Genomic DNA, 13,936 nt, shown 5'->3' on the forward strand with positions numbered 1-13,936 from the left:
CTGCGCGAAACAATAACTCCCGCGGCTCAGGCCCCCGGAGACTCCGCGCATGACCAACAGCGTGACCAACGGCGTGACCAACGGCTACAAGTCCCTTTTCCGGACACCGGAGTTCACTCCGCTCTTCCTCACCTCCGCGGCGAATGCCGCCGCCAAGACGGTGGGTGGGCTGGCGCTCGGCACGCTCGTCTACCGGGCGACCGAGTCGCCGCTGCTGTCGGCGGTGAGCATGTTCGGCCCGTCGCTGGCGCAGGTGCTCGGCGCGACGCTGCTGCTGTCGGGCGCGGACCGGCTGCCGCCGCGGGCGACGCTGGCGGGGATCTCGGTCGCCTTCGCGGTGGGTACGGCGGTGCTGGCGGCGCCGGGGCTGCCGATCTGGGCGGTCTTCGTCGTCGTGCTCGTGCAGGGGCTGATCGCGTCGCTGGGCGGGGGAGTCCGTTGGGGGCTGCTGAACGAGATCCTGGCCAAGGACGGCTATCTGCTGGGGCGTTCGGTCTTCAACATGATGAACGGGCTCATGCAGATCACCGGCTATGCGGCGGGCGGCGTCCTGCTGACGGTGCTGTCCCCACGGGCGGCGCTGCTGCTCTCGGCGGCGCTGTACGCCCTGACCGCGGTCGGCGTCCGGCTGGGCCTGACGGCCAGGGCGCCCCGCTCGTCGGGCCGCCCTTCGGTGACGGCGACCTGGCGCACGAACGCCCTGCTGTGGTCCTCCCGCCCACGCCGGTACGTCTTTCTCGCCCTCTGGATCCCCAACGGCCTGGTCGTCGGCTGCGAGTCGCTGTTCGTCTCCTACGCCCCCTCCGACGCGGGCATCCTGTTCGCCTGTGCGGCGCTGGGGATGTTCGTCGGGGACGTAACGGTCGGCCGGCTGCTGCCGCGGAGAGTGCGGGGGCGGCTCGGAGTGCCGCTGCTGTTGCTGCTGGCGTTGCCGTACACCTTCTTCGCGCTGCGTCCGGCGGTTCCGCTCGCGGCGGTCGCGGTGGCCGTGGCGTCGGTTGGCTTCGGCGCGAGCTTGGTGCAGCAGGAGCGGCTGATGTCCCTCACCCCGGACGAACTGGCAGGCCACGCCCTGGGGTTGCACTCCGCCGGGATGCTCACGATGCAGGGCGTGAGCGCGGCGCTGGCGGGGTCCGTGGCCCAACTGACCTCTCCGGCAACCGCGATGACGGTCATGGCGCTGGTGTCGCTCGGGGTGACGGCGGCGCTGGCGCCCGGGTTGCGGCAGACGCGTGAGCGCTACGGCTTGCGCCCCACCCCGCAGTAGGCGTCGACGGTGACCGGGTCGCCGTACTCCGGGCGCCACTCGGTGACCTGGATGATGCCGGGCTCCACGAGTTCGAGGCCGTCGAAGTAGCCGGCGATCTCCTCGACGCTGCGTACGTGGTACGGCACCGCGCCGCTCGCGTTGTACGCCTCCGACGCGGCGATCATGCCCTCGCTGGTGGAGGTGCTGTCGCTGATCACCAGGTAGCTGCCCGTCGGCAGGCCCGCCATGAGCTCACGCACCAGCCCGCGCGCGTGCTCGTACTCGGCGACGTGGCCGAGGGTGTTGAGGATCATCAGGGCGACCGGCTGAGAGAAGTCGAGCGTGCCGGCGGCAGCCCCCAGGACGGCCTTCGGGGCGTACAGGTCGGCGTCCAGATACGCGGTCCTGCCCTCGGGTGTGCTCGTGAGCAGGGCGTTGGCGTGGGTCAGCACGATCGGGTCGTTGTCGACGTACACGATCCGGGCGTCCGGTGCCACGCGCTGGGCCACCTCGTGCGTGTTGTCGGCGGTCGGCAGCCCGGTGCCGATGTCCAGGAACTGCCGTATGCCCTGCTCACCGGCGAGGTGGCGGACGGCACGCCCCAGGAAGTGCCGGCTCGTGACGGCCACGTCGACGAGGCCGGGGAAGATCTCCTTGATGTGGTCGCCGATCTCCCGGTCGACCGGGTAGTGGTCCTTGCCGCCGACGAAGTAGTTCCAGAAGCGGGCCGAGTGCGGCTTGGTCGTGGGGTCCGACGACACGGCAGACCCTCCTTCTCAGGAGTGCGGGTGATCGGTGCGGTGATCAGGTCACCAACTTAGGTCAGCTGGGCCTGAATGCGGGGGCGTTCGAGAAAGCGCTTGCGCGATGTCTTGACGTGTCCCTGCCCTAGTGGGTTCATGGGAGCGCTCCCACTGCCCCACGTTTCTGTCGATGCTCACGTTGCTCACGCTCATTCATTCCTCTGGAGCCTCTGGAGTCGCAGTGAGAACTACGAGAAGCAGCACGAAGAGCGCAAAGAGTCCCGTCACCGTGTTATTGGCCCTTCTCGTGGGCCTGTTGGCCCTCGGCACGGTCCCCGCCCACGCGGAGCCGCCCGGCGCCCGGGCCACCGGCCTCCACATCAGCGACGGCCGTCTGCTCGAAGGTAACGGCAACGACTTCGTCATGCGCGGGGTGAACCACGCCCACACCTGGTACCCCGGCGAGACGCAGTCCCTGGCGGACATCAAGGCGTTCGGCGCCAACACCGTCCGGGTCGTCCTCTCCAACGGCCACCGCTGGACGCGCAACAGCGCCGAGGACGTGGCCGCGGTCGTCGCCGACTGCAAGGCCAACCGGCTGATCTGCGTCCTGGAGGTGCACGACACCACCGGCTACGGCGAGGAGGCCGCGGCCGCCACGCTCGACTCGGCGGCCGACTACTGGATCGGCCTGAAGGGCGTCCTGGCCGGCCAGGAGAACTACGTCATCATCAACATCGGCAACGAGCCCTGGGGCAACACGAACCCCGCCGGCTGGACCGCCCCGACCGTCGCCGCCGTACAGAAGCTGCGGTCGGCCGGATTCGAGCACACGATCATGGTGGACGCGCCCAACTGGGGCCAGGACTGGCAGGGCGTGATGCGGGCGAATGCCCAGACCGTGTACGACGCCGACCCCACCGGCAACCTGATCTTCTCCATCCACATGTACAGCGTCTTCGACACGGCACAGGAGATCACCGACTACCTGAACGCCTTCGTGACGGCCCGACTGCCCATCCTGATAGGCGAGTTCGGCGGTCCTCCCGACCAGTACGGCGACCCCGACGAGGACACGATGATGGCGGCGGCCGAACAACTCGACCTCGGCTACCTGGCATGGTCCTGGAGCGGCAACACCGACCCGATCCTCGACCTGGCGATCGACTTCGACCCGGCCCGGCTCAGCTCCTGGGGCCAGCGCATCTTCCACGGCGCCAACGGCATCGTCCAGACGTCGAAGGAGGCCACGATCTTCGGCGGCACGGCGCCCGACACCCAGGCCCCGACGGCCCCCGGCACCCCGACGGCGTCCTCCGTGACCGCCACATCGGCCACCCTCACCTGGCCCGCCGCCACGGACAACGTCGCCGTCACCGCGTACGACGTGGTCCGGGTCGCGGGGACCTCTGTGGAGACGGCCGCCGCCTCCACCACGAACACCGCCACCCTCACCGGCCTCACCCCCGACACGACGTACATCTTCGCCGTCCACGCCCGCGACGCCGCCGGCAACCGCTCGGCACGCTCGGCGACGGTGAGCGTCACGACGGACGAGGCGGCGGGAGTGGGCTGCTCGGTGGGCTACCGGGCGGTGAACGAGTGGCCGGGCGGCTTCCAGGGCGAGATCGTGATCCGCAACACCGGCACGACGCCCCTGAGCGGGTGGAACCTGGCCTTCACCTTCGCCGACGGGCAGACCGTCACCAACATGTGGGGCGGGACGGCTACCCAGAACGCGGGCACGGTGACGGTGTCGCCCGCGTCATACACGTCCACCATCCCGGCGGCGGGTTCGGTGACGGTCGGGTTCACGGGGAGCAAGGGGGCCACGAATTCCGCGCCGACGTCCTTCAGGCTCAATGGGGCGGTCTGCGCAAGCGCGTGAACTGTCTACTCGTCCTCCCCGACCCGCACGACCGCCAGCGTGATGTTGTCGGGGCCGCCGGCCTCGATCGCGGTCTTCCACAGTTCGAACGCGGCCCGTCCGTCGTCGTGTTCCCGCATCACCTTGTCGAGGACGTCGGTCGGGACCGGGTCGGTCAGGCCGTCCGTGCAGATGAGGTAGCGATCGCCGGGGGACAGGGGCAGGGACGTCACGTGGGGGCGGATGGCGCGGTAGGTCGGGCTGCCGCCCAGGCACTGGGTGACGAGGGAGGTGGTGCGCTGCCCGGGTTCGAGTGGGCCGCTGTCGTCGACGCTCACCTGACGCAGGCCGTCGGGGGAGGCGGCGAAGACGCGGCTGTCGCCCACGTTGAACACGAGCAGCGCATCGGGTTGTACGACGGCGCCGGCCACGGTCGTTCCCATGGTGGCGAGTTCGCCGCCCTCGTCGCCGCCGGCCGCCTCGTACACGGCGCGGTTGCAGGCGCTCAGGGCGCTGCGTACGGCGTCCTCGTCGCTCAGTGCCGCACCGACCGCCGCGAGCTGACGTGCCACCAGGGCGCTGGCCACTTCACCGCCGGGATGCCCGCCGAGTCCGTCGGCGACGGCGACGACGAGCGGGGTGCCCAGGGGGAAGGCCAGGGTCTGCGGATTCTCGGTGACCGTGGCGCACAGGGTCCACGGGCCGACGACGAGACTGTCCTCGTTGCGGTCCCTGAGCAGTCCCGGATGACTCAGCGCACTCACGGCGACGTACGGCATACGGCACCATCACCGCCCACCGCGTCCACCGCTGTTCTGTCGCTCACTGCTCCCTTTCCACGTACTCCTTGAAGGACTCCAGGTCACTGCGGACGAGCCGCTCGATCGCATTCGCCTGCGCGAATCCCTTCGGCCCGCCGAAGGTCTCCCTGATGGTGCCGGGGTCGTACTCCAGTCGCGCCTGGACCCTGGTGTGGTTCTGGTCGATCGGCTGCAGCGAGAAGGAACCCGTCAGCTCCGCGGCACCCGTGGTGTGCCACTCCATCACACGTTCGTCGCCGTGGTCGGCGACCTCGGCCGCGAACTCCCGGGCCCGTCCGCCGGCTTCGACGTCCAGATGCGCCCGCCCCTCCGCCTCCGGACGGGCGCCCCGCACTCCCGCGACGAAGCGCGGATAGTCCTCCACCCGGTGCAGTCTGTCCCAGGCCCTGTCCACCGGGACTCCGACATCGATGTGCTCTTCGAGGGTGCTCATGGCCCACCTCCGGGTTCGGCTCATGACGCACGGTCCTATGTGTCCTGTGCCTCCAGTGTGCGCCCGGCTTGGGGCTGTCCGGGTGCTTCCTCGCTGGATCGCAGATCACGGCGCGTCGCTGGTTTCTATGGTCATTTTTCATACTAATCTCCCGTAACTGTAGGAAGTCGATCTGTCGCGGATCGCACACACCACTCCTCACTTCCGGAGATGACATGCACAAGCTTCACAAGGCTGCCGTCGTGGTCGTCGCTCTCGGCAGCGTCGGAATCCTGAGCGCCGGCACCGCCACCGCCAACGGGAAGGACGGGCACGGCGGCAAGAGCGTCATGCAGAGCTCGCACTGCAAGTCGCACGACCTGAACGTCGACGTCCTCGGCCAGGTCGGCATCCTCAACGGCGTCCTGGGCAACGCGCTCAACGGCGAGGGCAACTCGGGCGGTCAGCACACCCACGTGGGCTCGACCATGGGCTGCGACAACAGCGCCTTCTAGGACGCGCCTCTTCGGTGAGTACGGGGCACGCGAAACCCCAGGGGCCTGATCCACTTCCCGGATCAGGCCCCTGAGGCGTGCCGCCTCCGGCGCGAGAGGCGTCGCCCGCGGGCGAGATGGGCCTCGAGGCGTACCTACCGCATCACGCGCCGACCGCCCGTGAAAGGCCGGCGTCCTACCCGAGCACAGCCCTGCGCCTGCACCGTCCGACACAAGCCCTGACAGCCTGGGTGACGCGGCCGTCAGCGGGTGAGCAGCAACGCGTCGCCCACTGCCCGCTCGGTGCCGTCGGACGGCGAGTTGATCACCTTGCCGTTCACCACCGTGGTGACGGAACCACCGCCGTCGAGGGCCATGGCGCGCACCGCACCGAGCGACTTCATCAGCTCCGCCCCTTCGTTGAGGCCGAATCCGTCGCTGTAGCCGGGCTGGCGGCCGTCCGCGGTGACCAGGAGCACACGGCCCTGCCGGTCGACGCCCAGGAGCATGCGCGGGTTGCGCTTGATGCCCCAGGTGTACGCGAAGGACGGGTCACCGATCCGCTCGATGCCGTCGGCTGCGTAGTTCACCGCGACCTTTCCGTCGCGCACCAGCTCGGGGCCGCCGTTGACGATGTCGTCCTGCGGGCCGAGTTCGAGTTCGCGGCTGCGCTCGTCCAGGATCCGCTGCCGTACCTTCAGTTGGCTGCCCGGCGTCGCATGCGCACGCAGCCAGGAGGCTCCTTCGCCGACGCCGGCCAGGACGCTGCCGCCGTCCGGCACGGCACCGCCGCGCGGACGCACCTCCCGCACCCGGCCGCTCGCGTCGAGTACCGCCTCGACGCCGTCACCGGCCGGGGTGCTCGCGCCCAACTCGTCGGTGAATTCGACGATCTCGTCGGGATCGGTGCAGGTCACATCGTGCTGAGGCCGCTCGGTCGGGGAGTCGCCTCCGACCCCGCCGCAGTTGCGCACCAGGCCAGGCACGCGATTGACGCCATCGACGACCGCGGACGCCCCACCCGCGCGGACGCCGATCTCCGTGCGGAGCTTCTTGAACTCCGGGCGCAGACCGTCGCCGCGCAGCACTGCCGCGATCCGCCCGTTGGTCGCCGCGCTCTGCAACTCCCCGTCGTACGCGGCGATACCGGCCGAGGCGCCCGGCACGCCGTCCTTGCCCTCCATGACGAAGAAGCCCGCGTTGACGCCGAGCAGGGCGTCGTCGCGGACGGCCATGTCGCTCACCTTCTCCCGGCCGGCGACACCCATGCCGTACGTGGCGTCCAGCGCACCGCCGTAGCGCTTCGGGTCGATGATCACCACCTTGACCTGGGCCAGACCGGTGCCGGGCACACCGTCCGCGCCGGTCCACTCGCTGACCGCGTCGAACCCGGCGTCCGCGAGGGCTTGACGCTGCGCGTCGGCCTCGGCCCGGGCGGCGTACTCCCCGACCCGGACGCGCACACCGACCAGCCCCCTGCGGTCCGAACCCCGCGGCCATTCGACCCGCTCACTACGAGCACTGAACCCGGCGCCACGCAGCCGCTCCGCCAGGGCCTCCGCGCCCTGCTCGGTGGCGAGGTGAGCGCCGTCGGCGCGCACCGTGACCGTCCAGTGGTCCGCACCGGGACGGCCCGAGATCCTCCCTTGATACAGATCCACTCCGGAGGCGAGCCGATCGTGCTGCCAGCCGGCGATGGGCCGAGGAACGGCGGTCGCCGAAGCGGCGGCCGCGGTGTTGTCGTACGGGTCGACTACAGCACCGGGGGTGACAAGTCCCGCCGTGGCAACGGCAATCACCGACGCCTTCACGGCAACTCGGAACGAACGGCGTGCGAGGGCCACAGGCACTCCTAGGTCGCGGACGAGATGCGCGTTCACGCGTGGCAAACGCAACTTCCATGTAACGAAGGCCAGTTCTCGAGCAACGATTGAACCCACGAGTGAATACCAGAGGTCCGACCAGTGAACTTGCCTCAGGCCGACCTGGGTAAGTTCGTATTGCCAACCTGCGTAAGTTCGTATTTTCGTATCAAGGATTCAGTCTGCGGCGTCGCGCAGAAGGTCTCGCAGTTGCAGTGCCGCCGGCAGCGGGGCGGCAGGCAGCGCGATGTGCAGGGTGCGGCGCAGGGCGGGGTCGGTGAGGCGGCACAGGACGAGTTCGTCGGGGACTGCCCAAGAGGCCAGTGAGGGGACCAGCGCCACTCCCAGGCCGGCGGCCGCGTAGCCGAACTTCCCGGCCCACTCCGCGATACGGATGATTTTCCTGGGAGTGAAGCCCGCCCGGGCACAGGCGTCGGCGAGCATCGTGGGGCGGTCGCCGTACGCGCTCTGGAGCCATGCTTCGTCGCGCAGCTCGCGCAGGTCCACCGCCTTGCCGGTGGCCAGACGGTGCCCGCGCGGGAGGGCGACGAACAGCTCGTCCTCGCACAGCACGGTCGTCGTGACCCCGTCGGCCGACGGAAGCCCGTACGGATAGTCGCTGACGACGGCGAGGTCCAGTGCCCCGTCCGCGAGCCGCCGCATCAGCGTGCCGGTCGGGCCTTCGACGGCGATGACGTCGACATCCGGCGTGGCGTCCTGGAGCGCCCGCAGGGCGGCGGGCAGCAGTGAGATGTTGGCAGTGGCGAACGCGCCCACGTGCAGCAGCCCGCCGTACCCCGCGTGCAGCACGGCCAGTTCCCGCTCCGCCCGCGCCAGCCGGTCGAGCACCTCCACAGCGTGCCGGTGCAGAGCGCGCCCGGCGGGATTGAGCCGTACACCGCGCGGGAGCCGCTCGAACAACGGCCCACCCGCCTGCTGTTCCAGCGTGGCAATCCGCCGGGACACCGCGGACTGCGTGTAGTTGAGCCGGATCGCCGCGTGCGTGAACGACCCGGTCTCCGCCACGGTCACGAGCAGCCGCAGCGCGTCGGTCTCGAACACGTTCCTCCCGCCGCCAGAACCTTCATCCGGCTTGAGCATCGCCTCTCAACCCTCAACACATTCCTCCAGAGCATAGATCCCATGCAATCCAGTCGCTGGTGTCATGTCTCGCTCCGCCCTAGCGTCGTTCGTGCGGCGGCGCGACGGAGGGGAACGCGCCGCCGCTCCACCGACTCACGAGATCCGAGGGAGAAGTGTGTTGTGGCGAGGGAGAGTTGCGAAGGGGTGGGGCCGGTGACCAGGGAAGCCCCGCTCGAACTGCCGGTGATGCTCGCCGATCTGGAGGAACTCGTCCTGTGTGAGTCCTTCTCGGCTGATCACGCCGCGGTGGCGCGCAGTGCCGAGGTGGTCGGCACCCTGGGCGCGAGGCTGCTGGGGGCGGAGCCGGAGACGATCGTGATCGACGGGGTGACCCATCTGCGATGGATCTTCGGCACGCCGCGCGTGCTGCTGGCAGGACATCACGACACGGTGTGGCCCATCGGTTCGCTCCGGTCCCGTCCGTGGTCGGTGGCCGACGGCATCGCCCGCGGCCCGGGGGTCCTGGACATGAAGGCGGGCCTGGTGCAGATGATCCACGCGCTGGCCTCGCTGCCCTCCCCGGACGGAGTGTGCGTGCTGGTCAACGGGGACGAGGAGGTCGGCTCCCCGACCTCCCGGCAACTGATCGAGGAGACCGCACGGGGGTGCGCGGCCGCCTTCGTGCTGGAGGCGGCCGCGGACGAGAGGGGCGCGCTCAAGATCGCCCGCAAGGGCACCTCACGGTACGAGGTCGTGGTGCACGGCAGGGCCGCGCACGCCGGTCAGGAACCGCACACGGGTGTCAACGCCGCAGTCGAGGCCGCTCACCAAGTGCTGGCCGTCGCCGGTGTCGAGGCCGCGATGGACGCCGCCGCCCACCCCGTCCTGGGCGTCGCGACCGTCACGCCCACCCTGCTCTCGGCCGGCAGCGCACGCAACACGGTGCCGGCGCTGGCGAGGGTGTCGGTGGACGTACGCGTGCCGACCGCAGCGGCACAGGACCGGATCGACGAGCTGGTACGAGAGCTCACCCCCCGAACGGCCGGAGCCCGGCTGGAGATCCTGGGCGGCGCTCAACGTCCGCCCATGGAACCGGAGTCCTGCGCCGACCTGTTCGCCCTCGCCTCCCGTGTCGCCGTGGAACTCGGCCAGGCGCCCCCGCGCGGAACCGCCGTCGGAGGTGCCTCGGACGGCAACTACACCGCGGCGACGGGCTGCCCGACCCTGGACGGCCTGGGCGCCGTGGGCAGTGGCGCCCATGCGGACACCGAGTACGTCGAGATCACGCAGATGATCCCCCGCGCCCGTCTGCTTGCTGAGCTGATCACCAGGACCGTGCGATGAAGCGGCCGACGCCTCACGTCATACGCGTCCACACCTTGGTGTTCTCCGTGTTCTCCGTGGTCACCGCAGTGACGCTGGTCGCCTGCTCCGGTGATCCCGAAGCGACGCCGGCCACCGGGCGACGCCGACGGACAGCACCTCGTCGATCGTCGACCCACTGCAGCCCCCGACAGAGACCGCCCCGCCGACCGCCTACGCGTCCTTCACCGACCCCGCGCAGATCGCCAACAGTGTCGTCCACTGGTACGAATCCGGAGGTGAGGAGCAGATCACCGGCGTGCGCAGGGAGGCCGAGGAGGTCTACGCCCAGCACGCCGAGGGCGACTGGGTCATTGACTTCACCTGGTACTTCGACCGGGTCCATGAGGCCCAGAAGTACCCTCCCATCCCCGACCGCAAGACCCAGGCCGCCTGGTCGGCCGCCCTCAAGCACGTCAACAACGGCGGCGACGACATTCTCGACTCGACGCGGCTCGGCACCGTCGAGAGCCAGAGCGCCGAGCAGGCCAAGGAGGAGGCCCGGGGCTGGAAAGAACTCGCCGAAGGCATCAAGGACCTCAAGGCGCTCGAAGTACGGCTCCACGACGTCTTCGGTCTCGATCCGCTGACGTCTCCCTGAAAAGATCTTGTTCGGGGGCCGTACGCAGGCGTACCACCAGGTCAGAGGCCCTCCCGTTCACCGAACGGAAGGGCCTGTGACCTGGTGTGTGAGCTACTTGCCGAGGACGACGGTGTTGTTGCAGCCCTGACTTGAGCCGAGGTTGGTCTTCTGCGTGCCAGGCGAGCCGGCGCCGTTGGACCGGTTGCCCTCCAGGCCGTTCTGGAACCCGGACTGGCCCTGTACGTCGACGTTCTCTTCGGTCGTGCTGCATGTGGTGCTCTGGTTGATGACGAGCGTCTTGGTCTCTTTACCGGCTTGCTTGTGTCCGTGCTTGTGTCCGTGCTTGTGTCCGTGTGCGTGTCCGTCGGCGTAGGCGGTGCCGGTGCCGAGGAAGCCGATGGCGCTGACGAGGACGACCACGACAGCGGTCTTGCGAGGCTTGCGCATGTCTTCTCCGAGCGTTGAAGCGGACGCGTACGCGATCCGCCACGTCATAAGATGACGAGAGGTTAATGCGCAAATGTCCGGTATCTGTTCGTCGGCACGCCGGATTGTCTGACCAGCGAGGGCGCTCCGCGCAGAACCACCCGTGTGGCCGCGCCATGAGCACGAGGCGGCCCAGGCCCTTCGCCCCTGCCCCAGGGCGCCGACGAAACTCCCGTGCGACGTCGCCGAGTTCGTCTCACGACGGCGCATCTCGACGACGTCACGCGCCGCGTACCGCGGGCAATGATCTCCGACAGCTTGATGGACGAGGCCGCCGTCCACCGCCCGGAGGCAGCCTGCCATGTCCTTGGACCTCGCCCGCGGTGTCCAGCGCATGGAGCCGACGGCTCCCCGATGCTCTTCAACACCCTTACCGGCGGCCACTTCGCACCGGACGAGAAGCCCGAGGCCGAGTAGAACCCCTCCCTGGGGGAGGAATCCCAGGTCGGAGCGGTAGTGCGTTGTGCCCCCGGCGGATTCGAACCTGCGACACCCGCTTTGGGAGTTTTCCCTGGGCGGGGCTGTGACCTGCGGAAACGTCGACTGTAGAGTGTCTGGAGTGGGAAAACAGCTTCTGGCGGGGGACCAGCTGCTCATGCAAGTGCTTCTGCGGGGTGGCCCCTTGCCTCGAAGGCCGGGCCGAAACACGGTCGGGGGATGCGCCCTCTGCTCGCGGCCGGTCACGGATCTGCTTGCATTCCCGGGAACAGGGTGCGAGCGCGGTGAGGGTCGGGAGCGATGAAGACCCCGTCGGAAGTGACGAGGTTCGCGTCAGGGTCTGTCTGGGTGGCGATCGACCCGCTCACGAAGATCTTGCGGTCGTCCGTGCCGGTGACGCGGGCGAAGATCCGCAGGGGCGTTTCCAGTGGGACCGGGCGGTGGTAGCGCATCTGGAGAGAGACCGTCAGGCCGGGCGTCCCGGCTGCCGCGCAGGCGTGCCCCATGAGTTCGTCCAACAGCATGGCGCTCATGCCGCCGTGGCCGTAGCCGGGCGGCCCTTCGTGGGCGATGCCGAGCGAGCAGTGGCCCACCAGGCCGTCGGCGGTAGGCGTCACCTGCACGGGCGGGGCCAGCGGGCTCCCGGCCCCGGTGACAGGGCTGTACATCCGTGCTCCCGCGGGGAACTCGTCCGCCTCGGGGATCTCTCCTCGCGACCGTCGTCGCCCCGTCAGGTGGCCGGTGACGTGGCGGACGCCGTCTGCCACGCGGTGCAGGGTGTCGGGGGAGGCGGCGGTGCGGACGGTGGCTTCCACCAAGGCACGCAGTTCGTGGCCGAGTCGGGTGATGGCCGCCTTCTGGTGTTCCAGTTCCTCGGCTGTCGCGTGCGTGGGTTCGGTGGCATTGCCGGTGGACGGCGGGTCGGTGAGGGAGGTGTGCATCGGGTTTCTCGGTGTGGTGGGCTGGTGAGGTGCGGGCCAAGTGCGATCGTCAGTCATCTGCCCGGACGAAGACGGGCTTGAGGTGCCTTTCCGGCAGCGCGGTCGGCAGGTCCTCCCAGTCGATGACGTGGGAGACCACCTTCTCGGGGGCGACCTTGCCGGAGGCGGCGAGTTCGAGGGCGTCGGGGAGGTGGGCGCGTACGTTGTCGCGGGCGATGCGCAGGGTGACGCCGGTGAGGTACATGTCGAGCAGGGGCAGCTCGCCGGGGCGGAAATGGTTGCCCGCCGACTCGCAGATCCCTTCCGGACTCAGGGACTTGACGGCCAGGGCGAGCTGGTCGACGCGGCCGGTGGCCTCGACGGCGATGTCGTAGCCCTGGGGGATCGGTTCCAGGGTTTCGGCGGTGGCGGCCCCGAAAGCGCGAGCCAGGATGCGGTGTTCGGGGTCCGGGTCGACGTAGAGCACTTCGGAGGCACCGAGCGCGCGGGCGATGTCGCACACGTACAGGCCGATGCTGCCGCGGGCGACGACCAGGACGCGTGCTCTGGGGCGGCCCTTGAGGTGGGGGGCGACCAGGCGCCAGGCCAGGGACCAGTTGTCGCTGGCTGAGGCCATGGCGACCGGGTCGAGGCCGGCCGGTAGCGGGACGAGCATGGCGTCGGCGTAGGGCACGCGGACCAGGTCGGAGAAGAGCCCGCCCCAATTGCCGCCGATCGGTGCGCCGTACATGGCCATGTAGGGGACGGCGGTGCAGTGCGCGGTCAGTCCGGCCCGGCAGTGGTCGCAGGCACCGCAGTTGATTGACCAGGGGACGACGACGAGGTCGCCGGGGGCTACGGCGGTGACGGCGTCGCCCGTCTCCACGACCCGGGCGACGCACTCGTGGCCGAGGGCGAAGGGCGGGTCTATGAAGCCATGCCCGGCCAGGATCGAGGAGTCCACGTCACAGGGGGTGGCGGCCACCGGTGCGACGATCGCCTCCTTGTCGGACCGGAGTTCCGGGTCGGGTGCCTCGTGCCACTCGACGGTGCGCCGTGCGACGTAGGTCAGTTCACGCATCGGCCTGCTGTCCCTTCGCCAGGGCCACCAGGTCGGCGTAGCGGATGACGGAGCCGCCCGCGCCCCAGGTGCCGTCGGGCTGTTCGTGGACGAGCACCCACACCCGCAGGGCGTCGTCCTGGCCGAGACCGGCGGCGGCCAGGACGGTCTTCGTCGCCTCTTCGACCAGGCCCGCCTTGCGGCGCTCGGACAACGCCCCTTGCGGGACCGTGACCTCCACCAGGAAGCGCGGCGCGTCGTCCTCGGCGCTGATCTGGGCGCCTTCCGGCAGTTCTACGAGGTAGCTCCATGCCTGGGCGCGGAAGAACGCCGTGTCGGGTGCGCCCTCCCAGCGCAGCAGTACGGCGGCGAGGTCGCGCTGGATGCTCTGGCGGCTCTGTTCGGTCAGGGCGGCGGCGGGGACTGTGGGCCGGATCATCGGCATGGGCACACCTCTCTTCGTTGCGTTCGTCTTCGTCTCGTTCGACGACAAGGCTTATGACGGTCGTTATAAGCGACGGTCACGCTAGACTATGACGGCTGTTATAGCCAGTGG

General features: G+C 69.6%; 14 protein-coding genes. 5 read left to right on the forward strand and 9 right to left on the reverse strand.

From position 1 onward, the window contains the following. Positions 1-49 precede the first annotated feature (49 nt). A complete protein-coding gene (locus AB0I98_RS08660; protein ID WP_362937318.1) occupies positions 50-1,267 on the forward strand; it encodes an MFS transporter in 1,218 nt (405 codons plus the stop codon). Here the strand turns inward: AB0I98_RS08660 and AB0I98_RS08665 are convergent. After that, the gene (locus tag AB0I98_RS08665; RefSeq protein WP_362937321.1) at positions 1,240-2,010 is read right to left on the reverse strand and encodes an SAM-dependent methyltransferase; all 771 of its coding nucleotides are present in this window, start codon (positions 2,008-2,010) and stop codon (positions 1,240-1,242) included. The genes AB0I98_RS08660 and AB0I98_RS08665 overlap by 28 nt on opposite strands. Positions 2,011-2,233: 223 nt before the next feature. Here AB0I98_RS08665 and AB0I98_RS08670 point away from each other — a divergent pair, with 223 nt between their 5' ends. Beyond that, positions 2,234-3,880, forward strand: a complete 1,647-nt coding sequence (locus AB0I98_RS08670; protein WP_362937324.1) for a cellulase family glycosylhydrolase — start codon at positions 2,234-2,236, stop codon at positions 3,878-3,880. Positions 3,881-3,885: 5 nt separating this feature from the next. Here the strand turns inward: AB0I98_RS08670 and AB0I98_RS08675 are convergent, their stop codons facing one another. Beyond that, complete coding sequence (locus tag AB0I98_RS08675; RefSeq protein WP_362937327.1) at positions 3,886-4,638, reverse strand: protein phosphatase 2C domain-containing protein; 753 nt, start codon at positions 4,636-4,638, stop codon at positions 3,886-3,888. Between the two features lie 43 nt (positions 4,639-4,681). Further along, positions 4,682-5,113 carry an SRPBCC family protein gene (locus tag AB0I98_RS08680; protein WP_362937330.1) on the reverse strand — a complete coding sequence of 144 codons (432 nt, stop codon included), beginning with the start codon at positions 5,111-5,113 and terminating at the stop codon, positions 4,682-4,684. Positions 5,114-5,328: 215 nt separating this feature from the next. Between AB0I98_RS08680 and AB0I98_RS08685 the strand changes: the two genes are divergently transcribed. Then, on the forward strand, positions 5,329-5,607 hold the full coding sequence (locus tag AB0I98_RS08685; RefSeq protein WP_301981754.1) for a hypothetical protein: 279 nt from the start codon (positions 5,329-5,331) through the stop codon (positions 5,605-5,607). A 242-nt stretch (positions 5,608-5,849) separates the two neighbouring features. Here the strand turns inward: AB0I98_RS08685 and AB0I98_RS08690 are convergent, their stop codons facing one another. After that, the gene (locus AB0I98_RS08690; RefSeq protein WP_362937333.1) at positions 5,850-7,430 is read right to left on the reverse strand and encodes a phosphodiester glycosidase family protein; all 1,581 of its coding nucleotides are present in this window, start codon (positions 7,428-7,430) and stop codon (positions 5,850-5,852) included. Positions 7,431-7,625: 195 nt separating this feature from the next. Beyond that, positions 7,626-8,510: a LysR family transcriptional regulator gene (locus AB0I98_RS08695; protein ID WP_362937336.1), complete on the reverse strand. Its 885-nt coding sequence runs from the start codon at positions 8,508-8,510 to the stop codon at positions 7,626-7,628. Between the two features lie 267 nt (positions 8,511-8,777). Between AB0I98_RS08695 and AB0I98_RS08700 the strand changes: the two genes are divergently transcribed. Together AB0I98_RS08700 and AB0I98_RS08705 are read left to right on the forward strand one after the other, a co-directional pair. Next, on the forward strand, positions 8,778-9,875 hold the full coding sequence (locus AB0I98_RS08700) for a M20/M25/M40 family metallo-hydrolase (RefSeq protein WP_362937748.1): 1,098 nt from the start codon (positions 8,778-8,780) through the stop codon (positions 9,873-9,875). Between the two features lie 277 nt (positions 9,876-10,152). Beyond that, on the forward strand, positions 10,153-10,494 hold the full coding sequence (locus tag AB0I98_RS08705) for a hypothetical protein (protein ID WP_362937338.1): 342 nt from the start codon (positions 10,153-10,155) through the stop codon (positions 10,492-10,494). Between the two features lie 93 nt (positions 10,495-10,587). Here AB0I98_RS08705 and AB0I98_RS08710 read toward each other — a convergent pair whose 3' ends face one another. The 4 genes from AB0I98_RS08710 to AB0I98_RS08725 all read right to left on the reverse strand — a co-directional run bounded on the left by AB0I98_RS08710 (position 10,588) and on the right by AB0I98_RS08725 (position 13,825). Then, on the reverse strand, positions 10,588-10,923 hold the full coding sequence (locus AB0I98_RS08710; RefSeq protein WP_362937341.1) for a hypothetical protein: 336 nt from the start codon (positions 10,921-10,923) through the stop codon (positions 10,588-10,590). A gap of 719 nt (positions 10,924-11,642) precedes the next feature. Then, positions 11,643-12,341: a PaaI family thioesterase gene (locus AB0I98_RS08715; RefSeq protein ID WP_362937344.1), complete on the reverse strand. Its 699-nt coding sequence runs from the start codon at positions 12,339-12,341 to the stop codon at positions 11,643-11,645. A gap of 49 nt (positions 12,342-12,390) precedes the next feature. Further along, on the reverse strand, positions 12,391-13,401 hold the full coding sequence (locus AB0I98_RS08720; RefSeq protein WP_362937347.1) for an alcohol dehydrogenase catalytic domain-containing protein: 1,011 nt from the start codon (positions 13,399-13,401) through the stop codon (positions 12,391-12,393). Then, positions 13,394-13,825: a tautomerase family protein gene (locus AB0I98_RS08725; protein ID WP_362937350.1), complete on the reverse strand. Its 432-nt coding sequence runs from the start codon at positions 13,823-13,825 to the stop codon at positions 13,394-13,396. Before AB0I98_RS08725 ends, AB0I98_RS08720 begins: the two co-directional genes overlap by 8 nt. Positions 13,826-13,936: the final 111 nt, after the last annotated feature.

This window comes from Streptomyces sp. NPDC050211 (genome assembly GCF_040656035.1).
Classification (GTDB): domain Bacteria; phylum Actinomycetota; class Actinomycetes; order Streptomycetales; family Streptomycetaceae; genus Streptomyces.